Genomic DNA, 23684 nt, shown 5'->3' on the forward strand with positions numbered 1-23684 from the left:
ATCATGCTGCTCTCTGAACAGGCCTACAAAAAAATCGATCGCGAGGTCGCCAAGTACCCGCCGGATCAAAAGCAATCCGCCATCATGGCATCTCTCGGGATTGCTCAGCAAGAAAAAGGCTGGGTGTCACCCGAGGTGATTCAGGATATTGCTGATTATCTCGGTCAGCCTCCTATTTTGGTTCAGGAAAACGCAACGTTTTACAACATGTTTGACGTGCGTCCTGTTGGCAAGTTCAAGATCACAGTCTGTACCAACCTGCCTTGTGCGTTGCGTGATGGTGAAATGACCGCCGATTACTTGAAAAAGAAACTCGGCATCGGTTTTCGCGAAACGACGCCCGATGGTGTGTTCACCCTGATGGAAGGTGAGTGTATGGGTGCTTGTGGTGACTCGCCCGTTTTGTTGGTGAACAACAATCATATGTGTGTGCGCATGGAACGCGAAAAAATCGATGCGATGATCAGTGATTTAGAAGCCGCAGCCAAGGGAGGCGCAGCATGAGCGCCGCAATTCTGTCTAAATATTCGCAAGGCTTGGATGCATCGCCCGGCACTTTAGCCGATTCCATGGCCTTGCACGGACGCCATATCGGTCCGCAAATCATGGCGGATCTCGACGGTAACAACTGGAGATTAGCCGACTACGTCAAACGTGGTGGTTATGAGGCCTTGCGCAAGATCCTCACTCAGGGCATGAGCCAGGAGGAAGTGATCGCCGAGGTCAAGACCTCTGGTTTGCGTGGGCGTGGTGGTGCGGGCTTTCCGACAGGACTCAAGTGGAGCTTTATGCCCCGCAGCTTTCCTGGTCAGAAGTATCTCGTTTGCAACTCCGATGAGGGCGAGCCCGGTACATTCAAGGACCGCGATATCCTGCGCCTGAATCCCCACATCGTGATCGAAGGCATGGCAATTGCTGCATACGCCATGGGGATTTCGGTCGGTTACAACTATATCCACGGTGAAATCTTCGAAGTCTACGAGCGTTTTGAAGAGGCACTTGAAGAAGCGCGTCAGGCTGGCTTTTTAGGCGACAAAATTCTCGGTTCAAGCTTCAGTTTTCAGTTGCATGCTTTTCATGGCTATGGTGCCTATATCTGCGGCGAAGAAACTGCCTTGCTCGAATCGCTCGAGGGTAAAAAAGGCCAGCCACGCTTTAAGCCGCCTTTCCCCGCCAGTTTTGGGCTGTATGGCAAACCAACAACCATCAACAATACCGAAACCTTCGCTGCAGTGCCGTGGATCATCCGCAATGGCGGTCAAGCGTATCTCGAGGTCGGCAAGCCTAACAACGGTGGCACTAAACTCTTTTCTATTACCGGCGATGTTGAACGTCCCGGCAACTATGAGATCCCTCTTGGGACACCTTTCTCAAAATTGCTCGAACTCGCCGGCGGTATGCGTGGCGGTTCAGCACTGAAGGCCGTGATCCCTGGAGGCTCCAGTGCGCCGGTGCTTCCAGGCCACATCATGATGGACACCACGATGGATTACGATGCCATCGCCAAAGCAGGTTCGATGCTGGGTTCGGGTGCCGTGATCGTGATGAACGATACGCGTTGTATGGTCAAGTCGCTTTTGCGCTTGTCTTATTTTTATTTTGAAGAAAGCTGTGGTCAATGCACGCCCTGTCGTGAAGGCACAGGTTGGCTCTACCGCATGGTCAACCGCATCGAGCATGGTCAAGGTCGGCCCGAGGATCTCGATTTGCTGGATTCTGTTGCAGGCAACATCATGGGGCGTACGATTTGTGCGTTAGGTGATGCCGCTGCGATGCCAGTGCGTGGTTTCCTCAAGCATTACCGTGATGAATTTGCACACCACATCGAGCACAAGCGATGTGTCGTAGCCCCCTATCTCTAAGGTCTGGACAAAGTTATGGTTGAGTTAACCATCGACGGCAAGAAAGTCGAAGTGCAAGAAGGCAGCATGGTGATGCACGCCGCGCATAAGCTTGGCGTGTATGTGCCGCATTTCTGCTATCACAAGAAACTATCCATCGCGGCAAACTGCCGGATGTGTCTGGTTGAGGTTGAAAAAGCACCCAAGGCGATGCCTGCGTGTGCGACGCCCGCAACCAATGGCATGGTAGTCCACACCTGTTCCGAGCGCGCAGTCGCCGCCCAGAAAAGTGTGATGGAGTTTCTGTTGATCAATCACCCACTTGATTGCCCGATTTGCGATCAAGGGGGCGAGTGCCAGTTACAGGACTTGGCGGTTGGCTACGGTGGTTCGACCTCTCGCTACAAAGAAGAAAAACGGGTCGTCTTTCACAAAGAAATGGGACCCTTGGTTTCCGCGGAGGAAATGTCCCGCTGCATCCATTGCACGCGTTGCGTGCGTTTTGGTCAAGAGATTGCTGGCGTCATGGAGCTCGGCATGCTGGGCCGTGGCGAGCACTCCGAGATCACAACCTTTGTCGGCCGTTCAGTCGAGTCTGAATTGTCGGGCAACATGATTGATGTGTGCCCAGTTGGTGCCTTGACGTCAAAACCTTTCCGCTATCAGGCGCGTACCTGGGAGTTGGCTCGTCGTCGTTCCGTTTCACCTCATGATAGTTTGGGTGCAAATCTTGTCGTGCAAGTCAAAGGCGACGAGGTCATCCGGGTGGTGCCTTTTGAAAACGAGGCGTTAAACGAGTGCTGGATCAGCGATCGTGATCGTTTCTCCTACGAGGGATTAAACGAAGATCGCTTGACGGTGCCAATGATTAAGGGCGAGGACGGGCAGTGGAACGAAGCGACCTGGTCCGATGCGCTGCAGGTCGTTGCGCATGGGTTGATGGATGTGCGTGACGCTTTTGGTGGCGCGCAGATTGGTGCCTTGGCCAGCGAGTACTCAACACTCGAAGAGTTGGCTCTACTGGCGCGCGTCACTCGCGGCTTGGGTTCTGAAAATATCGATTTCCGCCTGCGTCAGACTGACGCGTCGCTGGATGCTGCCTTGACGGGCGCCCCATGGCTTGGTTTTCCTGTGGCCGAACTCGATACGTTGGATCGTGTGTTGGTTGTGGGTTCGTTTTTGCGCAAAGACCATCCTCTGATGACTCAGCGCTTGCGCCAGGCTGCCAAGCGTGGCACGCAGATTTCTGCCATCGACATCGCTGGTGATGATCCCTTGCTCAAGCTGACCGCGCGTTTGACGGTTCAACCGGATGCCTTAGCGAACACTGTTGCGCAGGTTGCTGTGGCCCTGTGCAAGCTCAAGGCTCAGGAAGTCCCCGCAGCACTCGCTTCGATTCAGCCTGATGCCGTTGCGCAAACTATTGCGCAGAGTCTCGCAAGCGGTGAGCGCGTGGCTATTCTCTTGGGTAATACGGCTGTGAATGCTCCGACAGCGACCACGATTGCCGCCAATGCTCAATTAGTCGCCCAGTTGTCTGGCGGGAAACTTGGTTTCCTGACCTCGGGTGCCAATACCGTTGGAGGTTATCTCGCCGGTGCGGTGCCTGTGAAAGGCGGCAAAGGCGCTGTATCGATGTTGTCCCAGGCCTTGAAGGCATATGTCGTCTTGCATGCTGAGCCGCTCTTGGATGCTGACAATGGTGCCCAGGCCGTCGCCACGCTCAAGGCGGCTGATTTTGTGGTCGCCTTGACTCCTTACGCCTCCAACGCACGCGAGTGGGCGAATGTGATGTTGCCAGTCGCGCCGTTTACAGAGACCTCTGGTACGTTTGTGAATGCTCAGGGAACAGCCCAGAGCTTTAAGGGTACTGCAGCCCCACGTGGACAAAGCCGTCCGGCTTGGAAGGTGCTGCGTGTCTTGGGTAACGTCTTGCACCTCAATGGTTTCGAAGACGAAACCTCCGAGACTGTGCGCGATGCGGTCATGGCCAACGGAGTGGATGGTCGTTTGTCTAATGCGCTGAACGCACAGCCTGGTTTGGTGACTGTCGCGACCCAAGGTTTACAGCGCGTCACAGATGTGCCGATCTATCGCAGTGATGCAATGGTGCGTCGCGCGCCTGCTTTACAGGCGACAGCTGCTTCGCGTGCGCCGGTTGCGCGCATGCACCCGCAAACTCTCGCAGGTCTGGGCGTACAAGCTGGAGACACTGTGCGTGTCAAGTCCTCAACCGGGCAGGTGAGCCTGATTGCTGAATCAGACCGCACCTTGGTGCAAGGTGCGGTACGTATCGCCGCCGCGTTTGAACAAACGGCCGCGTTGGGCAGTGCCTTCGGTCAACTTCAAGTGGAGCGTGCCTGATGGAATTGTTCAGTGCTGTTGAAACTTTTGCGACGGATCTGATTGGTCCAACAGCTTGGCATGTGGTCTGGACGCTTCTGAGGATTCTGAGCATCACCATTCCTATTATTTTGTGCGTGGCCTATCTCACTTACTGGGAACGTAAGATGATTGGCTTCATGCACATTCGCCTAGGCCCGAATCGCGTGGGTTTCCGAGGCTTACTTCAGCCCTTTGCAGACGTTTTCAAACTGCTGACGAAAGAAGTTGTCGTCCCTACTCAGGCGAACAAGGTTCTGTTTATTTTGGCGCCTGTTGTGACACTGATGCCTGCACTCGCAGCATGGGCAGTGGTGCCGTTTGGTCCGGAGCATGTTCTGGCTGATGTCAATGCCGGTCTGTTGTACGTCATGGCCATCACTTCGATTGGTGTGTACGGTGTGATCGTCGCGGGTTGGGCCTCTAACTCCAAGTATGCATTTTTGGCAGCGATGCGTGCTTCGGCTCAAATGCTTTCTTATGAGTTGGCAATTGGTTTTGTCTTGGTCACTGTATTGCTCGTGTCCGGAAGCTTGAACATGACGGAGATCGTCAATGTTCAAACGCGTGGCTGGTTTGCCGATATGGGCTTGAACTTCCTGTCCTGGAACTGGTTGCCTTTATTGCCGCTCTTTGTGATTTATGTGATCTCAGCAGTTGCTGAAACCAATCGTCACCCTTTTGACGTGGTGGAGGGCGAGTCCGAGATTGTGGCGGGTCACATGGTTGAATACTCCGGTATGGCGTTCGCGCTGTTTTTCCTCGGTGAATATGCCAACATGATCTTTTTGTCATGCATGGCCGCGATCATGTTCCTGGGCGGATGGGCCGCACCGGTCGAATATGCTCCTTTGACCTGGGTGCCAGGCTGGCTTTGGCTCGGGATCAAGACTTTCTGTGTGGTGTCCTTGTTTATCTGGTTCCGCGCTTCGTTTCCGCGTTACCGCTATGACCAGATTATGCGTTTGGGCTGGAAAATTTTTATCCCTCTGACGGGTGTGTGGCTGGTCGTAGTGGCGATCTGGATGCAAACACCCTGGAACATCTGGAACTGACCGCGACTCGACGGCAAAAAAGGCATTTATGGAAGCGATCAAGGATTTTTTCGGTAGCCTCTTGCTGCTTGAGTTACTCAAGGGCATGAAGTTGACCGGCAAGTATTTTTTCAAGCGCAAGATCACGCTGCGTTATCCTCAGGAAAAGACGCCGATGTCCCCGCGTTTTCGTGGTTTGCACGCCTTGCGCCGCTACCCGAACGGGGAAGAGCGCTGCATTGCATGTAAATTATGCGAGGCGGTTTGTCCGGCCATGGCTATTACGATCGAGTCGGACCAGCGTGAGGACGGTTCTCGTCGCACCACGCGTTACGACATTGATCTGACCAAGTGCATCTTCTGCGGATTTTGCGAGGAAAGCTGCCCGGTTGACTCGATTGTTGAAACCCATATCCATGAGTACCACGGCGAAAAGCGTGGTGACTTGTATTTCACTAAAGACATGTTGTTGGCAGTGGGAGACCGTTACGAAGACGAGATCGCCCGCAATCGCGCCATCGATGCGCCTTATCGCTGATCGCCGGGGCTAAAAGAAATCATGTTTATCACTATTTTGTTTTATGTCCTTGCCATCGTGCTGGTGGTGGCGGCTTTTCGCGTCATCACCGCAACCAGCCCAGTGACGGCTGTTTTACATTTAATTCTTGCCTTTGCAAATGCATCCATGATCTGGATGTTGCTGGGTGCGGAATTCCTCGGTTTGCTGCTCGTGCTGGTGTATGTGGGCGCGGTAATGGTTTTGTTCCTGTTCGTTGTGATGATGCTCGACATCAAAATGGAAGAGCTGCGCACCCAGATCAAAACGTATTTGCCGATGGGACTTATCGTCGGGCTCATCATGGTGGTCGAGATGTCCTTTGTGCTCGCGACCTCATGGGGCCAGGTTGGTCCTGCTGCCGAAATGGGTGACGATTACAACAATACGCGCGCCTTGGGCGAGTTGATGTATACCGAATATGCCTATGCAGTTGAGGTGGGCGCTGTACTTTTGCTGGTGGGCATGATTGCCGCCATTTCGCTGACGCTGCGCAAGCGACGCGACGTCAAATACAACGATCCCGGAGCATCCGTTCGGGTGCGTGCAGCCGATCGTGTGCGACTGGTTGACCTGCCTAGTCAGGAAGCCGTCAACGCTAAATCGGGAGATCAGGCATGATGACTTTGACACTTCCCCATTTCTTGGTACTCGGCGCCATTTTGTTCGCAATAGGCGTGTTCGGGATTTTTTTGAATCGCCGAAATCTGATCGTGTTGCTGATGTCGGTTGAACTGATGTTGTTGGCGGTGAACATGAACTTCGTCGCGTTTTCCACTTGGATGGGTGACGAGGCGGGTCAGGTGTTTGTGTTTTTTATCCTGACGGTGGCTGCAGCCGAGGCTGCGATTGGTTTGGCGATCCTGGTGCTGTTGTTCCGCAATCTCAGCACGATCAATGTTGACGAACTTGACCGCCTAAAGGGCTAATCGGGATATAGAAGAATATGTTTAGCTCACCTAGTCTCTATTTAGCCATTGCACTTGCCCCTTTGCTGGGTGCCGTGCTGGCAGGCCTGTTTGGAACGGGCTTTCTGGGTCGTCAAGTCGGTCGACGTACCTCACATATGATCACCATCGCGCTGGTTGCGTTTTCTGCTGTCGGTTCGGTGCTGGTTTTGCTGGACGTTTTAAACGGACTGCGTTATGACGGTACGGTCTACACATGGATGATGCTCGGTCAAGCCAAGCTCGAGATCGGCTTTCTGATCGATCCTTTGTCGGCCTTGATGATGGTCGTGGTGACCTCCGTCTCGCTGATGGTGCACATTTACACGATCGGCTATATGGCTGAGGATCCTGGTTACCAGCGCTTCTTTGCCTATATTTCCCTGTTTACGTTCTCCATGCTGATGCTGGTGATGGCAAACAACATGGTTCAATTGTTCTTTGGTTGGGAAGCCGTGGGTCTGGTCTCCTATCTGCTGATCGGTTTTTGGTATACCAAACCAACCGCCATTTTTGCCAATATGAAGGCCTTCCTGGTTAACCGAGTCGGTGACTTTGGCTTCGTACTTGGCATTGGTTTGCTCTTTGCGTATGCCGGCACCATGCACTACGGCGACATTTTCAAGCAGGCTGACGAATTGGCAAAACATACCTTGCCAGGCACGAATTGGATGCTGTTGACTGTTGCGTGTATCTGTCTGTTTATCGGTGCGATGGGTAAATCCGCTCAGGTTCCTTTGCATGCTTGGCTGCCAGACTCGATGGAAGGTCCCACACCAATCTCGGCGTTGATTCACGCGGCAACCATGGTGACCGCAGGAATTTTCATGGTGGCGCGCTTTTCGCCAGTGTTCGAGCTCTCTGATGTGGCGCTATCTCTCATCATTATTGTTGGTGGTATCGGTGCGCTTTTCCTGGGCATCCTTGGCATCATTCAAACCGACATCAAACGCGTGGTTGCGTATTCAACGCTCTCTCAGCTTGGTTACATGACCGTCGCTCTGGGCGCCTCGGCTTACTCGGTCGCGATTTTCCACCTGATGACGCACGCATTCTTTAAGGCTTTGTTGTTCCTGGGTGCCGGCTCGGTCATCATCGGTATGCATCACGATCAGGATATCCGCAACATGGGTGGTCTGCGCAAGTACATGCCCATCACATGGATCACGTTTTTGATTGGTACGTTTGCGCTGGTCGGTATGCCTTTCTTTGCAGGCTACTACTCCAAGGAGCACATCATTGAGGCGGCAGCAGCTTCGACGGTCTGGGGCGCTAGCTTTGGCTACTATGCAACGCTGCTGGGTGTGTTTGTCACCTCGCTTTACTCTTTCCGTGTGTATTTCCTTGTGTTCCACGGTAAAGAGCGTTTCGATACTTCAGGTCAAGATAGTCACGGTCACGATAGCCATAGTCATGACAGTCACGGCCACGATGACCACGGTCACCACGGTGGCAAGCCGCATGAGTCACCCTGGGTGGTGACCTTTCCCCTGGCAATGTTGGCGATTCCATCGGTCATTGCCGGTGCGCTGCTAGTCGATCCGCTGTTGTTTGGTGGTTACTTCAAAGACTCAATCGTTGTGCTCGCTCAGCATCCTGCTATGGCGACGATTGCTAAAACATGGCATGGCTGGCTTGCTTACGGACTGCACGCTTTCGTGACGGTTCCCTTTTGGTTGATGGTTGCGGGAGCAGTCGTGGCCTGGTATTGCTACCTGATCAATCCAAAAGTACCTGCCGCAATTCAAAGCAAACTCAAGTTCATCAATTGCATCCTGGACAACAAGTATTTCTTTGACTGGTTTTACGAGCAAGTGGTTGCGCGTGGCTCGCGCCTGTTGGGTAGAGGTCTCTGGCAACAGGCCGATCGCGGTTTGATTGATGGTCTGCTGGTGAATGGTTCTGCCAAAGTGGTTGGAATGATTGCTGCGGTCACACGCCACCTTCAGACTGGGTATATCTACCACTACGCATTTGCGATGATCATCGGCCTGATGGCGGCGATCACCTACATTATCTTTGGTACCAAATGATGGCGAGCGAGATGGCTTCTTTTTCTACTCCTTGGCTCACGCTTTCGATTTTTGTTCCGATCGTTTGCGGTCTGATTGTGTTGGCCCTCGGACGAGATGATCGTCCCGGCCTGACACGCAGCCTTTCTCTGGTCGGCGCCATCATCAGTTTCCTGGTGACGATTCCTCTTTATCTGGGTTTCGACAGTTCGACGGCTGCGATGCAGTTTGTTGAAAAGACTATCTGGATCGAAGCCTTTGCAGTGTATTACCACCTCGGTGTGGATGGCATCTCGCTTTGGTTTGTATTGCTCACCGCCTTTATCACGATCATTGTCGTTGTGGCGGGTTGGGAGGTCATTACCTCGCGCATCTCGCAATACATGGCAGCGTTTCTGATTTTGTCGGGCTTGATGATCGGCGTCTTTGCCTCGCTCGATGGTTTGTTGTTCTATATTTTCTTTGAGGCCACCCTGATCCCGATGTATATCATTGTGGGTGTCTGGGGCGGTCCGAATCGTGTTTATGCTGCGTTCAAGTTTTTTCTCTATACGCTGCTTGGTTCACTCCTGACACTGGTCGCCTTTTTATACTTGTGGAACACCTCTGGCGGGTCGTTCGATATTCTGACCTGGCATACCTTGCCGTTGGAGTCGACACCCCAGACCTTGATTTTCTTTGCCTTCCTGGCCGCGTTTGCAGTCAAAGTGCCGATGTGGCCTGTCCACACCTGGTTGCCTGATGCACACGTTGAGGCACCGACCGGCGGTTCAGTCGTCTTGGCCGCCATCATGCTTAAACTCGGCGCCTACGGCTTTTTGCGCTTGTCCTTGCCGATCGTGCCCGATGCGGCAGCAAGCATGGCGGATTTCATCATCGTTCTATCGTTGATCGCTGTGATCTACGTTGGTTTGGTGGCTCTTGTGCAAGAGGACATGAAAAAGCTCGTGGCCTACTCATCTATCGCGCACATGGGTTTTGTCACGTTAGGCATGTTTATCTTCAATACCGCTGGTCTTGAGGGTGCAATCGTTCAAATGGTTTCACACGGTTTCGTGTCCGCAGCGATGTTCCTGTGTATTGGCGTGATGTACGACCGCATGCACACGCGTCAGATTGCCGAGTATGGCGGTGTGGTGAACACCATGCCTAAATTCGTGACCTTTTTTGTGTTGTTTTCGATGGCCAACGCCGGCTTGCCCGCGACGAGCGGTTTCGTTGGTGAGTTTATGGTCATCATGGGCGCGGTGGAGTACAACTTCTGGATCGGCTTGCTGGCAGCAACTGCCCTGATCTTGGGTGCGGCGTATTCACTTTGGATGGTCAAGCGCGTTGCGTTCGGTGATGTCGCCAACGACCATGTCCGCAATTTACAAGATTTGTCCTCACGGGAGTTTTTGATGCTCAGCATCATGGCAGTTGCCGTGATCTTTATGGGTGTCTATCCCAAGCCCTTTACCGACGTCATGCACGTGTCGGTTGAGGCCCTGTTGCAACACGTCTCTATTTCTAAACTGTAAGCCTCGCCATGATGCAATCCCAATTCGATTTCGCCCTGGCCGCACCAGAAATTATTTTGCTGGTGCTGGGTATGGTCATTCTGGTCCTGGATGCGTTTAGCCAGTCCCCGCGCCGTACATTGGCCTATGGTTTGTCACTGCTGACGCTTGCTATCCTGACTGCCGTGTCTTTGTGGCAGTTGAGTGTGGGCATGATTGGCGAGACTTTCTCAGGTCTTTATGTTGCTGATCCTTTTGCCCATGTACTCAAGATTGCCTCGTACATCGCAGTTGCCTTGACGCTGATTTACGGCCGTGAATACATCCAGACGCGCGATATGCTGCGCGGCGGAGAGTTTTACGTGCTGGTGTTGTTTGCGTTGCTTGGTCAGATGGTGATGATTTCCGCAGGCAATCTGCTGACGATTTATCTTGGACTGGAGTTGATGTCACTCGCACTGTACGCGCTGGTGGCGATGCGTCGCGATCATGCTCAGTCGACCGAAGCGGCGATGAAGTACTTTGTTCTGGGCTCGCTTGCCTCGGGTTTCATGCTTTATGGTATGTCCATGATGTATGGTGCAACCGGCAACCTCGATTTGCGTAATATCGCTGATGCAGTCGCATCGGGTCAGATTGACTTCCTGCCACTTGCTTTTGGCGTGGTGTTCCTGGTGGCGGGTTTAGCTTTCAAATTGGGTGCCGTGCCGTTCCATATGTGGGTGCCTGACGTTTATCAAGGCGCGCCGACTGCGGTCACGCTCGTGCTGGCCGCTGCTCCTAAGCTTGCAGTCTTTGCGATTGTCGTGCGGATGTTGATCGTTGGTTTTGGTGAGCTGGCCGCTCATTGGCAGCCCATGCTGCTGATTTTGGCTGTGTTGTCGCTCGCAATCGGCAATCTGACCGCGATCATGCAAACAAATTTCAAACGCATGCTGGCATACTCAACGATTTCACACATGGGCTTTGTGATGCTGGGTTTGGCATCCGGTTCAATCGATGGTGACATTCAGGCAAATACCTCAGCCTACGGTTCGGCATTGTTTTACATGCTGACCTATGTGTTGACGACCTTGGCGGGTTTGGGATTGGTCATGTATCTCTCTCGCGAAGGTTTTGAATGCGAAAACATCGATGACTTCAAAGGCTTGAACAAACGCAGCCCGTGGATTGCCGCAATGATGCTCATTTTGATGTGCTCCATGGCAGGTTTGCCACCTCTGGTCGGATTCGACGCAAAGCTGCTGATTTTGCAGTCCTTGCTTCAGTCTGATCGTCTCTGGCTGGCAGTCGTGGCGGTAATGTTCTCGCTGATTGGCGCGTTCTACTACCTGCGGATCATCAAGGTCGTTTACTTTGATGAGCCAGCCGAGCCTGTCATGCCAGTTCCGAAAATGAGCTTCATGCACAACGGTTTGATGTTGGTCAATAGCATGTTGGTTCTGGTGCTTGGCTTGATGCCTGGTGCGTTGATCGCCTTGTGCCTGCAGGTGATGCACATCACTCTTTCATATTGAACCCAGGCGATCTGATTCGCGGTTGTTTTGTTTCAAACGGGGGTCATTGGTGATGGATCAAAGTGCCGCAGTCTGGTTGTTGATCGTTTTGGCTTGTGTGGCGGCGAACCTTCCTTTTGTTAACGAAAGATTGTTCGCAGTCTTGAGCGTGCCGCGTTTCGCCAACGGTATTAAGCCCTTTTGGGTCAGAGTACTGGAGTTTCTTGTCTGGTACGGGGTGATTGGTTTGATTGGGTTGTTTTTTGAGCGAATGATCGGTAACGTTTTCACTCAAAAGTGGGAGTTTTATGTCACCGCGCTCAGTTTGTTTGTGGTGCTAGCGTTTCCAGGCTTTGTCGTGCGATATTTGCTTAAGCGAAATTAGACAAGCGCAATTACACAAGCGCAAAACATTCGGCGCACTTCATTCAAAACACTTAATTTTCAAACCAGTTCAGTACGCCATCCAGCCCTGCAACGTTGAGAGCATAGCGCGCTTGCGCTCTCACAACCGGTTTTGCTCGATACGCAACGGAATAGCCTGCAAGTCCAAGCATTTTTAGATCGTTCGCACCATCGCCAATCGCAATGATTTGATCCGGACGGGCGTCAAGCTCCTGGGCCAACGCACGCAAGGTGTCCGCTTTGCCTTGAGCGTCGAGGATTTTGCCTCGAACTGTGCCAGTTAAAACGCCATCCGTTACCTCTAAAACATTAGCATGTGCAGCATCGAGATTTAACAGTGCTTTGAGTTTTTCCGTAAAAAATGTAAATCCGCCGGAGACAAGCAAAACCTTGAGTCCCGCTTGCTGAGCGGTTTTCACGAGCTGTTCTGCTCCTGGGTTCAAACGGAGTTTCTGATCAAAAACAGCCTGAAGCACATCGGTCGACAAGCCTTTTAAAAACGCCACGCGACGAATCAAACTTTCAGAAAAGTCCTTGATCTCACCGCGCATGGCAGCCTCGGTAATGCTCGCAACTTGTTGCTTGACGCCCCCAAAGGCGGCGATTTCATCAATGCACTCTATGTTGATGAGTGTGGAGTCCATATCCATCGCCAAGATCTTGCAATCAGTCAGGCGCGCGCCAGCCAAAACGTAGGCGGTGTCAACGTTCACGCGTTCACCCCAGAGCCTGATTTCCTCATGAATACTCGAATCTGTGCTGACACCCAAGATTCGTGCGGCGGTTGTGCCCAGGCGCTGTACGCCAGAGGCTTCCGCAATGGCGGCCGCGTGTTCGATCAAATCACCCGAGAGGGCAGGGGACTGAATGACAAGATTTTCTGTGCGCATGGAGGCGGTCATGGGTGAAAGGAGCTGAGTAATCAGAGTAGGTAAAAGTAATAATGACGAAGGGTTGAGTGAAATGCTTTGTTTAATGTAACGCCCTTATCACGGAACGTGTTGCATCAAAACGTGCAGGGACATCTGAGGCTTTGATTTCGACACGAAGCTTATCTTGACCTGAAAAACGGATGTGACGCTGTTTCTGGACAAGTTCGATCAGCTTGAGTGGATCGACTGGCGCATGTTGTTTGAACTGTAAAACGATTTGAGTTTCGCTGGCATCGATCTTTTGTAAACCAAGCGGAAGTCCGAGTAAACGCAGTTTATGCGTGGCAATCAGTGTGCGCGTGGGTTCCGGCAGCTTGCCAAAGCGATCGATCAGCTCCTCTTGAATCGCGATGAGGTCATCCTCATTCGTCGTGTTGGAGAGACGTTTGTAAATGGAAAGGCGCGCATGCACATCACCGCAATAGTCTGCAGGTAGTAGAGCAGGGGCATGCAGGTTGACCTCGCAGCCTGCGTTAAAGGGCGCATCCAAATCCGGCTCAACGCCTGCTTTCAAGGCTCGTACAGCTTCGTTCAGCATGTCGTTGTACATGGAAAAACCGATTTCCTGGATATTTCCGGATTGAGACTCACCGAGTACTTCGCCAGTGCCTCGAATTTCAAGATCGTGCATCGCCAGAAAGAAACCCGAGCCAAGCTCTTCCATCGCCTGAATCGCTTCTAGACGCTTTTTAGCGTTCTTGGTGATCGCGTCCTCACCGGGTGTCATAAGATAGGCGTAAGCCTGGTGGTGCGAGCGACCGACACGGCCTCGCAACTGATGCAGCTGAGCCAGTCCAAACCGATCGGCGCGATGAATGATAATGGTGTTGGCGCTCGGTACATCGATGCCTGTTTCAATAATTGTCGTACAGAGCAAGACGTTGAAGCGCTTTTGATAAAAGCCTTTCATCACTTGCTCAAGGTCTCGCTCACCCATCTGGCCATGTGCGACCGCGATGCGGGCCTCCGGCACGAGCTCTTCGAGCCGGGCGCGGCGATTGTGAATAGTTTCGACCTCGTTATGCAGAAAGTAGGCCTGTCCACCCCGTTTGAGTTCGCGCAGCAAGGCTTCGCGCATCGTGCTGTTGTCTTCGCGGCGGACAAATGTTTTGATTGCCAGACGTTTTTGAGGCGCAGTGGCGATGACGGAAAAATCACGAATCCCCTCGAGAGACATCCCCAGCGTTCGCGGGATGGGGGTGGCGGTGAGCGTTAGTACATCGACCTCGGCGCGCAAGGATTTCAGTGCTTCTTTTTGGCGGACACCAAATCGGTGCTCTTCGTCAATGATCACTAAACCCAGTCGTTTGAACTGCACGTCTTTGGAGAGGATTTTGTGCGTGCCAATGACAATGTCCACTGTGCCGTTGGTGATGCCTTCGATCGCGCTTTTGACTTCTTTGGCAGAGCGAAACCGCGATAACTCGACAACTTTCACTGGCCAGTCGGCAAAGCGATCGGCGAAAGTCTGCGCATGCTGTTCAGCCAATAGCGTTGTCGGACAGAGCAGGGCAACTTGTTTACCGTTGGCGATTGCGAGAAACGCCGCGCGCAAGGCTACTTCGGTTTTACCGAAACCCACATCGCCACACACCAGACGATCCATTGGGCGGCCTGAGGTCATATCCTCGATTACGCATTTGATGGCAGCAGCCTGGTCGGCTGTTTCATCAAAGCCAAAACCTTCGGCAAACAGATCGTAATCGGCTAGTGGTAATTTGAACGCATAGCCCTGTCGCGCGGCCCGCTTGGCGTACAGGTCGAGTAACTCGGCGGCCGTGTCGCGAACTTGTTGTGCGGCTTTGCGTCGCGCCTTGTCCCACTGACCGGAGCCAAGTAAATGCAAGGGTGCGGACTCAGCGTCCGTGCCGCTGTAGCGGGCAATGACATGGAGTTGAGAGACGGGTACGTAGAGCGTGGTTTTGTTGGCGTACTCGAGATAGAGAAACTCCATCTCGCCTTCACCCATGTCCAGATTGACCAGGCCGTGATAGCGACCAATACCGTGCTGGGCGTGGACGACTGGATCGCCTTCACGCAGTTCGGACAGGTCACGCACCATGGCTTCGACGTTACTGGCACGTTCCTGGTCTCGTTTGCCGCGCCGTGCCGTGCCGCCATGACCGGGGTATAGATCGTTTTCCGTTAGAAACAGCAGACCTTTGGCAGGAATACCGAAACCTGTCGTCAGCGGCGCTACGGTGATACCAAAATGGGCGTCACTTTCAAGAAAGAGCGCGACGGATTCCGTTTGCGCATCGGGCGCCAGGCCATGCTCTGCCAGCATTTGAACAATGGTTTCACGTCGGCCATGAGAGTCTGCGCACAGCACGATTTTTTTTGGGTGAATGCTTGGATGATTGCCCGCACCCGTCGATGGCGCGAGTAAATCGCGCAGTTTTGCGAGCGGATCTTCGGCACGTCGCGAAATTCCGATATCGGGCGCGGCGACAAAATCCGGATGCTTGCTCTCCGATGTGAGCGCGAGTCTTGGGAAAGCTTTGAGATGCTCGAACAATGCCTCGTTTTGTAGAAAGAGGGCATCGGGAGGCAGTACGGGACGTTCACGGTCGCTTTTCAAAAAGTTGTAGCGGGTGGCGGTGTCCTGGGTAAAGCGCCGCATGGCATCATCAATATCGCCAAGGGTGACAATGATGGTTTCACTTTTTAAATAATCAAAAAGTGTCGCGGTTGTCTCAAAAAAGAGAGGCAGGTAGTACTCAACACCAGCAAAAGGGATGCCATTACCCATATCTTTGTAAGGCAGTGCACGCGACGGATCGCCTTCGAAAACTTCTCTGAAGCTGGCACGGAAATGGTTGCGAGCCGCTTCGTCCATCGGAAACTCACGTCCGGGCAGGAGTTGCACCTGACCGACGGGGTAGAGGCTGCGTTGAGTATCGATATCAAAGGCGCGGATGGACTCAATCTCGTCATCGAACAGGTCGATGCGGTATGGTACGACCGAGCCCATGGGAAATAAATCAATCAAGCTTCCCCGGACGCAAAATTCACCGGGTGCGGTGACCTGTGAAACATGTGAATAGTTGGCCAGTGTCAACTGAGTGCGTAGCGCTTGTTCGTCTAGCTTGTCCTTTTGTTTGAAAGAAAAGGTATAGGCTGCCAAAAAGCTGGGTGGGGCCAGGCGATACAAGGTCGTGGTGATGGGCACAGTCAGCACATCGACCTCGCCTAGCATCAAGGCGTGAAGGGTGCGTAAGCGCTCTGAAATCAGATCTTGATGGGGAGAAAAGCTATCGTAAGGCAGCGTTTCCCAGTCCGGTAGGGGGCGGACCCTAAGAGTCGGGGCAAATATCGGAATTTCTTCGGCTAATCGCTGCGCTTCGAGGGGCTCTGCTGTCAGAATCACAAGAGTCTTGCCACTCGCATGGGCAAGTTCGGTCAGCAGCCATGCATCTCCGGAGCCCGCCGGAGTGGGTTGGACAAAACGCAGACCGGGCTTGAGCGAGGCGAGAAGGGTTGAAAAAGACATGAATCACACCGACTAAACCATTGATTATAAAATCAAGCGCATATGACGCACGCTAAGCCCCTCTTTGATGTTTCTTTTCGTATTGTTGCGCTTGTGCCAGCCGCAGGGATTGGTGCGCGCGCACTCAGTGCAGGGCAGGCCCAGATACCCAAGCAATATCGCTTGCTGGCAGGGCAAGCGATGCTTAGGCATTCCGTTCGCGCGTTGCTCGCCGATCCGCGCATTCAAGAGGTGCGCGTTGCGGTTGCGCCTCATGATGACCAGGCGGCCGGGTTGTTGTCCGATATGCCCCGGACGTCTTGCTTTCCTTGTGGCGGCGCGACGCGTGGGCAAACTGTTTTAAACGCGCTGCGCGAGGCTCAACTCAAGGCTGAGGACTGGGTCTTGGTGCATGATGCCGCGCGTCCTGGCCTGCCGGCTGATGCCCTTTCGCGCTTGATTGATGCCTGTCTGGAGGACGGAGTGGGGGGGCTGTTGGCCATGCCCGTTGCCGATACCCTCAAGATGTCTGCTGCAGGTAATGATGCCAATGCCAAAGCCGATCGGGTGGCGCGCACCGTCTCCCGCGAGGGACTGTGGCAGGCGCAGACGCCACAAATGTTTCGTGCCGGTTTGTTGTTAGAGGCGTTAACACGGGCGATGGCCGCTTCCGATGCTCCCACCGATGAGGCGCAGGCAATGGAGGCAATGGGTTATTCCCCGATACTGGTACCGGGCTCTGGCAGAAACACCAAAATTACTTGGCCTGAAGATTTTAAATGGGTGGAGTCGTGGTTATGAATGATTTTTCCATTCGTATCGGGCAAGGCTTTGATGTCCATGCGCTGGTCGAAGGCAGGCCTCTGATTCTGGGTGGGGTGACTATTGCCCACACGCACGGTTTGCAAGGCCATTCAGATGCTGATGCTTTGCTACACGCCATTACCGATGCTTTGCTCGGTGCGGCGGGGCTTGGGGATATCGGACGCCTTTTTCCTGATACCGATCCGAGGTTTAAGGGAGCAGACAGCAGGGTTTTGCTACGTGAGGCCTATCGACGCGTGCAGGAGGCTGGTTGGACACTTGTTAATCTTGATGCCACGATTCACGCTCAGGCTCCCAAAATCGGGCCACATGCGCCAGCGATGGTTGCGCACATCGCAAGTGATCTGGGCGTCTCAATCTGCGATGTCAATATCAAGGCCAAAACCAATGAGGGTCTGGGACATCTGGGTCGCAAGGAAGGTATCGCAGCAAATGCCGTGGTGTTGTTACGGAAGTGTTAACCGTCGATCTGTCTGGTAAAGACTTCCACCTGCGCAATCAGACCCCCGCCAGCACGCGAGTGAAAGCTTAGCGAGCCATCCATCTGTTGTAGCAAACGATCGACGATTGCCAGACCAAGCCCTGTGCCCGAGGCGCCTGTGCGTGCTTGATTGCCGCGCCAGAAAGGTTTGCGCACGCGATCGATATCATGAGCAGGGATGCCGGGTCCTCGATCGGAGATCTTGATTTTGAAGGAGTGACTATTGCCCTCCAGGCTCACATCCAGTGCAGGTGCGCGGCCGGGTGTCAGACCGTAACGTCTCGCGTTTTCGATCAGATTAGTCAGGATGCGCCGTAAATCCGTCGCGGATACTTGCGCATAGATATCTGAGGCAATTGAGGTTGAAAGCGTGCCCCCCGCATGCTTGGTCAGGCATCGCTCCCGCTCGGTAATTTCAGTAACAAGTTTTGAAACGTTGAGTGGACGAGGGGGTTCGATGCTTGCGGGTCGCGCATAATCCATCAGTTGTGACAGCGAATGATCGATCTGGGCAAGATCCTGATCAATCGCAAGCCTTGCCTCCTCTGACATGGTGCTGAGTTCGATTTCCAGTCGCATGCGCGTTAGTGGTGTGCGCAAATCGTGAGAAATACCTGCCAGCATCAAGGTCCGGTCTGCGTTGGCTTGGTGAAGTTCTCGGGCCATCCTGTTAAAGCTGCAATTCAGTGCGCGCAACTCGCGTGCGCCTGTCTCGGGGAGTGAGGGGGGCGAGGCGCCTTTCGATAAAAGTTGCGCTGAGCGCGCCAGACTGGCGAGTGGACGATTGATATAGGACACGCCAATCGCAGCGCCGATGAGTGAGAGTAGGAGCGCCGCAGCACCCCAGCTGAGCCATTCAATACTGCTAGTCAGGCGAATCTCATGGCGATCGAAGGAGAGCCAGTATTTTTCATGATCCAGCCTGAAACTGACCCAGAAACCGGGTACCTCGTTGACGGACCAGGCGATGATGGTTTCTTCGCCGAGTTGAGCGCGCACGAGTTTGGCCACCCGCTGCCAGTACCTGCCACTTGGTAATGGTTCAGTCGCATCCAAGCCGCTCCTGGTGTAAACATCAAGCCCCTCGCGCAGAGAAAGTGTATGCAACAGTGATTGCCGTTCATTACTCGGCGCATAGGTCAGTGTCGCTTGCGTCAGGTTAATCGAGGTTGCAATCCGCTGGCTCATTTGCGCTGCCCGCGGTCCCATTTCCAGACTTAAAAATATCAGAATCCAAGCACCCAGACTGGCAAGCATGAGTGCGGAAAGAAGCAAAAAACTACGGGTAAAAAGATCGACGCGGGACAGCACATCCAAGAGCCAGACCCATCTGCGCTGGATCCCTGCGCGCCATAGCCGTGCCTGAAGCGTGAGTTGCTTGAGTTGCAACGTGAGCACGCTAATTGCGGCCATCCGGAACAAAGACATAGCCCATTCCCCAGACAGTCTGGATAAAGGCAGGTTTGGTTGGATTGACTTCGATCAGTTTGCGCAGACGGGAAATTTGAACGTCCAGACTGCGATCGAAGGCTTCGTATTCACGACCGCGGGCAAGCTCCATGAGTTTGTCGCGGGAAAGAGGGATTTTGGGGTGGCGCGCAAAGACTTTTAAAACGGAAAACTCACCGGTCGTGATGGGAACGATTTCTTGATGGCGCGTCAGGCAACGTGTGGATAAATTGAGGGTGTATGGCCCGAAACTAATCGACTCGTTTTCCTGGCCCGGCGCACCAGGGTGTTCGTCGGCATGACGGCGCCTGAGTACAGCGTTGATCCGTGCAAGGAGTTCGCGCGGATTAAAGGGTTTGGACAGATAGTCGTCCGCGCCCATCTCAAGACCGATTATTCGGTCGATTTCCTCGGCCTTGGCGGTCAGCATGATAATTGGTGTTTTGTCATGGGTCGCGCGCAGGCGACGGCAAACGGATAAGCCATCCTCGCCGGGTAACATTAAATCAAGCACCAGCAAGTCGATATGCTCACGTTGCCAGATTTTGTTCATTTCTCGCGCATCCTCTGCCGTGAGAACCATGAAATCTTGCTCGGTGAGGTACCTGCGCAGCAAATCCCTCAGTCTGAGGTCATCATCCACGACGAGAATTTTTCGCGGGCATTGGGTATTTAGAGTGTTCATAAGCAAAAATGTAACCGTGGTCGATTCCGAGATCGCGTGAATCTCACAAGGTTTTACAAACTCTGACACATGCTTAACAGCATGTAATAAAGTGTTTCAGTCGAAAGGCTCAGCCAAGATTTTTAAGCTGGCGGTTTGGGTGCGCAGACTCGCTTCGATCAGAGGTTCATTACAATCCTGATATGACGAAAATTTTGGCATTTGAAACCTCAACATCGACGGGGACCGTCGCACTCCTTTCGGAGAGTGGATCTACGATCACTGTGACGCAGCGCGTCATCGAAGGAACGACTGGCCATGCCTCCGCGATACTCCCCTTGGCGTACTCTATTTTAACCGAGCAGGGGGTCACGCGTCAGGACTTGACCGCAGTGGCTTTTGGACAAGGTCCCGGGGCGTTCACGGGTGTGCGCGTGGCTTGCGGTGTGGCCCAGGGTATCGCGCTTGCACTGGATATCCCTGTCATTCAGGTGGGTGCCTTACCTGCTGTGGCCAGCCAAGCAGCGCAGCGATACCCTCGGGCACTTTTGTACGTCGCGCTCGATGCGCGCATGGACGAGGTGTATTTTGGCGTGTATGCGTACTCGTCGTCGTCCGAGCTTGTCGTGCTCCAGCCCCCGGTGCTGCTGGCGGCAAAAGATGTTCTGTTATTCATTGAACAACGCCAGCAGTTTTGGCGTGCGCGCCATCCGGGACACCATCTGGTGACCATCGTAGGTGAGGGCTGGACGGTTGTGGCACAACAGACCCAAGTCGCTTGGCCTGCCTCGTGGGTCAGTGATGATTTGCAGGCTCGACCGCAAGCGAAGGAGGTGGCTGCATTGGCCTTGCAGGCCTATCGGGTGGGCCAGATGCTCTTGCCGGAACACGCCGCACCCCTCTATCTGCGCGACAAGGTGGCCTTCACCACGCGGGAGCGCGCACGCGGCGATGGGGGCAATCCTCGTGCGCAATCACCCGGTGCAGCCGCCTTGCTGCCTATGTTGAGGTCGGATTTGGTTGAGGTGGTCGCGCTCGAAGCTGCGGTACAGTCATTTCCATGGACATTAAAAAACTTTGAAGACGCGCTCGAGGCGGGTTATGAATCCTGGGTGTTGCGCACAGCAGAGGGTCTTGTTGGATTTTCGGTCACGATGATCGCGCCGGACGTCGCACATCTGCTGGTCATTGCTGTGGCTCGGGACGCGCAGCGTCGAGGCTATGGCAGACAAATGCTCGCGCATGTCACCCAAATGGCGCAAGGCGCCGGCACTGAAGGGATTGTCCTTGAGGTGCGACCATCCAATCATTCGGCTCTGGCCTTTTACCTGGCCGAGGGATTTGTACAGATTGGCATCAGACGGGATTACTATCCCGCTGCAAGGGGGCAACGTGAAGACGCCCTCATCCTGAAAAAAGGTTTTGATCGCTTATGACCGTTTCGAAGCCACAACCGCTTGGATATTCGGCTCTGCAACTGGCTTGGTTGCAAGAGCTCGGTATTGAAAAGCCGTGGTTGCCCGGCGAGACCGCCTTGCCTAAGAAACCGCTCACGCCTCCGGTTGTTGCCTCCAAACCTTCCTCGGCTCCCAATTCTGTTACCACTTCTGTTCTCGCCACAGTACCCTCTTCAGTTCCATCTTTACCTCCCTCTTCCGCTCCCACTGCAAAGGTCGTCAACTCCGAATCAGACGTCCCGACCGATACCAACGCTGTTGCGAAAGCGGCGGCAGACTTAGAGAGTCTTGCTATGACGATCGGGGCATGCAGGGCTTGCGGTCTTTGCAAGGAGCGTCAGCAGATAGTTCCTGGAGAGGGGGTCATGCAACCGGCCATCATGGTGATTGGAGAAGCGCCGAGCGATCTGGATGATCGTGAGGGCAAGCCGTTTTTAGGTCGGCCCGGACTGATGCTGGACAACATGCTTGCGTCCATCCAAAGTAGCCGCACGCACAATGTGTATGTGAGTAATATTGTTAAATGTCGTCCGCCCGGCAACCGTAATCCCAAGCCAGAAGAACTTGCAGCGTGCAAACCCTATCTAATGCGTCAAATTGAACTCGTCCGGCCATTTAGTATTTTGGCGGTCGGTCGGGCCGCACAGTCGCTCCTTGCTACGGATGGGCGGCTCGATACCCTGCGCCAAGTCACCCATACGCTGACAGTCGCGGGACAAAAAATCCCGCTGATCGCGACCAATCATCCCATTCAGCTGCTGAATCATCCGGCATTGAAGGCTGCAGCGTGGCAGGATCTGCAGCTAGTCAGGACCGTTTCCGGTCTCTGACTGGCTTTAAAAAGGATTACAGGGCATTACAAGGCTTTGCCATGGCCTTCCTGGCCGATTTCATCGAGAAGTTTGGGTTGCTTGCGCAGGTTGCTCAGGTTCCAGCGAATCATGATGATCATGATGAATGCGACAAGCCCACCGAAAATCCAGATGATGATGTTGATGGAAAGGTTTAGCCACAGCAAGAGTGTGTAGACGGCCACCATCACCAGGATATTGAGTTGCTCGTTAAAGTTCTGGACAGCGATGGAGTGACCGGCCGACAAGAGAACATGACCCCGGTGTTGCAGGAGCGCATTCATTGGCACCACAAACAAGCCTGAGGTCAGGCCGATGAGCATCAGCAGCAGATAGGCCACCCAGGGGATCGGTGTGCCCAGCACATTGATGCTCATTTCGCTGGTGACAAACGGCATGAGCATGACAATAAAGCCCATGGCCACGCCAAGCGGCAGGACTTTCAGGGCCTTGGGTAGTTGTACCCGTCCCGCCAGAATCGAACCGGCAATGGTCCCGAGCGCGGTGATGCCCATTAAGATGGACGCTTGATCCAGACGATAACCAAGGTTGTTTTTACCCCACTCAATCACGATGAGTTGCAGCGTTGCGCCAGCCCCCCAGAAGAGTGTGGTCACACCAAGGGAGATTTGTCCGAGTTTGTCGTTCCAGAGAATACGTACATAACCGGCAAAGGTTTTAACGAGTTTGAGCGGATTTTTGTTTTGTTTGGGATAGACGACGTTTGTATTCGGGATCAGAAGGTTGCACGTCGCCGCCGCAATATAGACAAAGGCAATCATCAGAATGGCTGCTTCAGCCGGCGTGTCAACAATACTACTGATCCACGCGTGGCTCAGCAGCCAAGCGGACACCGTGGGTGAGACGAGTACTCCACCCAGCACGGTCCCCAGGATGATCGATAAAATCGTCAGGCCCTCGATCCAGCTGTTGCCTTTAACGAGCTGGAGAGGATGGAGCATTTCGGTGACGATGCCGTATTTGGCCGGAGAGTAGGCGGCCGCCCCGATGCCAACCAACGCATAGGCCGCACAGACCAGCACGACCTGACCATCCTGGGCCAGACCGAACATTGCATAGGAAAACATCAATAAACAGCCGCTGACCTTGATGGCATTGGTCAGAAACATGACGCGCCCTTTGGGGAACGAGTCGGCCATCGCGCCAACAAAGGCTGCCAGCAGCACGTAAGAGGCTGCAAACCACCATTTCATCATCGGCGCCATCCAGTCAGGACCGTGAAGCTCCTGGATCAGGGCGATTGCAGCGATAAACAATGCATTATCCGCCAGCGAGGACAGCGCCTGCGCAGCCATGACGGTAAAAAAGCCTCGATTCAAGATGGTTTCCCGAAAAAATGAACGCTCGCAACAATGCGGCA

Annotated in this window: 20 protein-coding genes; 15 read left to right on the forward strand and 5 right to left on the reverse strand. The window is 53.7% G+C overall.

Annotation, left to right across the window (positions count from 1 at the left end; translation table 11 throughout):
- Nucleotides 1-3: 3 nt before the first annotated feature.
- From nuoE to QWY27_RS05650, 11 genes are read left to right on the forward strand one after another with little or no spacing between them, the layout of a single operon-like run.
- Nucleotides 4-504, forward strand: coding sequence for an NADH-quinone oxidoreductase subunit NuoE (gene nuoE / locus QWY27_RS05600; protein ID WP_290195556.1), 501 nt, complete (start codon nucleotides 4-6; stop codon nucleotides 502-504).
- Nucleotides 501-1862 (forward strand): NADH-quinone oxidoreductase subunit NuoF, encoded by a 1362-nt coding sequence (gene nuoF, locus QWY27_RS05605; RefSeq protein WP_290195558.1) that lies wholly within the window; start codon nucleotides 501-503, stop codon nucleotides 1860-1862. The genes nuoE and nuoF overlap by 4 nt, the downstream gene beginning before the upstream one ends.
- A 15-nt stretch (nucleotides 1863-1877) precedes the next feature.
- On the forward strand, nucleotides 1878-4205 hold the full coding sequence (nuoG, locus tag QWY27_RS05610; RefSeq protein ID WP_290195560.1) for an NADH-quinone oxidoreductase subunit NuoG: 2328 nt from the start codon (nucleotides 1878-1880) through the stop codon (nucleotides 4203-4205).
- On the forward strand, nucleotides 4205-5278 hold the full coding sequence (gene nuoH, locus QWY27_RS05615; RefSeq protein WP_290195562.1) for an NADH-quinone oxidoreductase subunit NuoH: 1074 nt from the start codon (nucleotides 4205-4207) through the stop codon (nucleotides 5276-5278). Before nuoG ends, nuoH begins: the two co-directional genes overlap by 1 nt.
- 28 nt (nucleotides 5279-5306) lie before the next feature.
- Entirely contained in the window at nucleotides 5307-5795 is a 489-nt protein-coding gene (gene nuoI, locus QWY27_RS05620; protein ID WP_290195564.1) for an NADH-quinone oxidoreductase subunit NuoI, read from the forward strand.
- An 18-nt stretch (nucleotides 5796-5813) separates the two neighbouring features.
- Nucleotides 5814-6434: an NADH-quinone oxidoreductase subunit J gene (locus QWY27_RS05625; protein ID WP_290195854.1), complete on the forward strand. Its 621-nt coding sequence runs from the start codon at nucleotides 5814-5816 to the stop codon at nucleotides 6432-6434.
- The gene (gene nuoK / locus QWY27_RS05630) at nucleotides 6434-6742 is read left to right on the forward strand and encodes an NADH-quinone oxidoreductase subunit NuoK (protein WP_290195856.1); all 309 of its coding nucleotides are present in this window, start codon (nucleotides 6434-6436) and stop codon (nucleotides 6740-6742) included. The genes QWY27_RS05625 and nuoK overlap by 1 nt, the downstream gene beginning before the upstream one ends.
- 17 nt (nucleotides 6743-6759) lie before the next feature.
- Complete coding sequence (nuoL, locus tag QWY27_RS05635; protein ID WP_290195565.1) at nucleotides 6760-8793, forward strand: NADH-quinone oxidoreductase subunit L; 2034 nt, start codon at nucleotides 6760-6762, stop codon at nucleotides 8791-8793.
- A complete protein-coding gene (locus QWY27_RS05640; protein ID WP_290195567.1) occupies nucleotides 8790-10292 on the forward strand; it encodes an NADH-quinone oxidoreductase subunit M in 1503 nt (500 codons plus the stop codon). The genes nuoL and QWY27_RS05640 overlap by 4 nt, the downstream gene beginning before the upstream one ends.
- An 8-nt stretch (nucleotides 10293-10300) precedes the next feature.
- Nucleotides 10301-11788 (forward strand): NADH-quinone oxidoreductase subunit NuoN, encoded by a 1488-nt coding sequence (gene nuoN / locus QWY27_RS05645; protein ID WP_290195568.1) that lies wholly within the window; start codon nucleotides 10301-10303, stop codon nucleotides 11786-11788.
- A 52-nt stretch (nucleotides 11789-11840) separates the two neighbouring features.
- Complete coding sequence (locus QWY27_RS05650; RefSeq protein ID WP_290195570.1) at nucleotides 11841-12152, forward strand: DUF2818 family protein; 312 nt, start codon at nucleotides 11841-11843, stop codon at nucleotides 12150-12152.
- A gap of 52 nt (nucleotides 12153-12204) precedes the next feature.
- On the opposite strand, the gene serB is transcribed toward QWY27_RS05650, so the two are convergent.
- The gene (serB, locus tag QWY27_RS05655) at nucleotides 12205-13062 is read right to left on the reverse strand and encodes a phosphoserine phosphatase SerB (RefSeq protein ID WP_290195572.1); all 858 of its coding nucleotides are present in this window, start codon (nucleotides 13060-13062) and stop codon (nucleotides 12205-12207) included.
- An 82-nt stretch (nucleotides 13063-13144) separates the two neighbouring features.
- Nucleotides 13145-16597: a transcription-repair coupling factor gene (gene mfd / locus QWY27_RS05660; protein WP_290195574.1), complete on the reverse strand. Its 3453-nt coding sequence runs from the start codon at nucleotides 16595-16597 to the stop codon at nucleotides 13145-13147.
- Nucleotides 16598-16639: 42 nt separating this feature from the next.
- Here mfd and ispD point away from each other — a divergent pair, with 42 nt between their 5' ends.
- Both ispD and ispF read left to right on the forward strand, forming a co-directional pair.
- Nucleotides 16640-17377, forward strand: a complete 738-nt coding sequence (ispD, locus tag QWY27_RS05665) for a 2-C-methyl-D-erythritol 4-phosphate cytidylyltransferase (protein WP_290195576.1) — start codon at nucleotides 16640-16642, stop codon at nucleotides 17375-17377.
- The gene (gene ispF, locus QWY27_RS05670) at nucleotides 17374-17862 is read left to right on the forward strand and encodes a 2-C-methyl-D-erythritol 2,4-cyclodiphosphate synthase (RefSeq protein WP_290195578.1); all 489 of its coding nucleotides are present in this window, start codon (nucleotides 17374-17376) and stop codon (nucleotides 17860-17862) included. Before ispD ends, ispF begins: the two co-directional genes overlap by 4 nt.
- Here ispF and QWY27_RS05675 read toward each other — a convergent pair.
- Together QWY27_RS05675 and ompR are read right to left on the reverse strand one after the other, a co-directional pair.
- Nucleotides 17859-19310 carry an ATP-binding protein gene (locus QWY27_RS05675; protein WP_290195580.1) on the reverse strand — a complete coding sequence of 484 codons (1452 nt, stop codon included), beginning with the start codon at nucleotides 19308-19310 and terminating at the stop codon, nucleotides 17859-17861. The genes ispF and QWY27_RS05675 overlap by 4 nt on opposite strands.
- A complete protein-coding gene (gene ompR, locus QWY27_RS05680; RefSeq protein ID WP_290195582.1) occupies nucleotides 19282-20016 on the reverse strand; it encodes an osmolarity response regulator transcription factor OmpR in 735 nt (244 codons plus the stop codon). The genes QWY27_RS05675 and ompR overlap by 29 nt, the downstream gene beginning before the upstream one ends.
- Before the next feature lie 182 nt (nucleotides 20017-20198).
- On the opposite strand from ompR, the gene tsaB reads away from it, so the two are divergent.
- On the forward strand, nucleotides 20199-21431 hold the full coding sequence (gene tsaB, locus QWY27_RS05685; protein WP_290195585.1) for a tRNA (adenosine(37)-N6)-threonylcarbamoyltransferase complex dimerization subunit type 1 TsaB: 1233 nt from the start codon (nucleotides 20199-20201) through the stop codon (nucleotides 21429-21431).
- The gene (locus QWY27_RS05690) at nucleotides 21428-22282 is read left to right on the forward strand and encodes a uracil-DNA glycosylase (protein ID WP_290195587.1); all 855 of its coding nucleotides are present in this window, start codon (nucleotides 21428-21430) and stop codon (nucleotides 22280-22282) included. Before tsaB ends, QWY27_RS05690 begins: the two co-directional genes overlap by 4 nt.
- A gap of 26 nt (nucleotides 22283-22308) precedes the next feature.
- Here the strand turns inward: QWY27_RS05690 and lplT are convergent, their stop codons facing one another.
- Nucleotides 22309-23643, reverse strand: coding sequence for a lysophospholipid transporter LplT (gene lplT, locus QWY27_RS05695; RefSeq protein WP_290195588.1), 1335 nt, complete (start codon nucleotides 23641-23643; stop codon nucleotides 22309-22311).
- Nucleotides 23644-23684 lie beyond the last annotated feature (41 nt).

The organism is Zwartia vadi, from assembly GCF_030410375.1.
Lineage (GTDB): Bacteria > Pseudomonadota > Gammaproteobacteria > Burkholderiales > Burkholderiaceae_B > Zwartia > Zwartia vadi.

Excerpts from the sequence above, each read along its gene's own strand:
- nuoE (WP_290195556.1), top strand. The coding sequence starts at position 4 with ATGCTGCTCTCTGAACAGGCCTACAAAAAAATCGATCGCGAGGTCGCC.
- nuoF (WP_290195558.1), top strand. The coding sequence starts at position 501 with ATGAGCGCCGCAATTCTGTCTAAATATTCGCAAGGCTTGGATGCATCG.
- nuoG (WP_290195560.1), top strand. The coding sequence starts at position 1,878 with ATGGTTGAGTTAACCATCGACGGCAAGAAAGTCGAAGTGCAAGAAGGC.
- nuoH (WP_290195562.1), top strand. The coding sequence starts at position 4,205 with ATGGAATTGTTCAGTGCTGTTGAAACTTTTGCGACGGATCTGATTGGT.
- nuoI (WP_290195564.1), top strand. The coding sequence starts at position 5,307 with ATGGAAGCGATCAAGGATTTTTTCGGTAGCCTCTTGCTGCTTGAGTTA.
- nuoK (WP_290195856.1), top strand. The coding sequence starts at position 6,434 with ATGACTTTGACACTTCCCCATTTCTTGGTACTCGGCGCCATTTTGTTC.
- nuoL (WP_290195565.1), top strand. The coding sequence starts at position 6,760 with ATGTTTAGCTCACCTAGTCTCTATTTAGCCATTGCACTTGCCCCTTTG.
- QWY27_RS05640 (WP_290195567.1), top strand. The coding sequence starts at position 8,790 with ATGATGGCGAGCGAGATGGCTTCTTTTTCTACTCCTTGGCTCACGCTT.
- nuoN (WP_290195568.1), top strand. The coding sequence starts at position 10,301 with ATGATGCAATCCCAATTCGATTTCGCCCTGGCCGCACCAGAAATTATT.
- QWY27_RS05650 (WP_290195570.1), top strand. The coding sequence starts at position 11,841 with ATGGATCAAAGTGCCGCAGTCTGGTTGTTGATCGTTTTGGCTTGTGTG.
- serB (WP_290195572.1), bottom strand. The coding sequence starts at position 13,062 with ATGCGCACAGAAAATCTTGTCATTCAGTCCCCTGCCCTCTCGGGTGAT.
- mfd (WP_290195574.1), bottom strand. The coding sequence starts at position 16,597 with ATGTCTTTTTCAACCCTTCTCGCCTCGCTCAAGCCCGGTCTGCGTTTT.
- ispD (WP_290195576.1), top strand. The coding sequence starts at position 16,640 with ATGACGCACGCTAAGCCCCTCTTTGATGTTTCTTTTCGTATTGTTGCG.
- ispF (WP_290195578.1), top strand. The coding sequence starts at position 17,374 with ATGAATGATTTTTCCATTCGTATCGGGCAAGGCTTTGATGTCCATGCG.
- QWY27_RS05675 (WP_290195580.1), bottom strand. The coding sequence starts at position 19,310 with ATGTCTTTGTTCCGGATGGCCGCAATTAGCGTGCTCACGTTGCAACTC.
- ompR (WP_290195582.1), bottom strand. The coding sequence starts at position 20,016 with ATGAACACTCTAAATACCCAATGCCCGCGAAAAATTCTCGTCGTGGAT.
- tsaB (WP_290195585.1), top strand. The coding sequence starts at position 20,199 with ATGACGAAAATTTTGGCATTTGAAACCTCAACATCGACGGGGACCGTC.
- QWY27_RS05690 (WP_290195587.1), top strand. The coding sequence starts at position 21,428 with ATGACCGTTTCGAAGCCACAACCGCTTGGATATTCGGCTCTGCAACTG.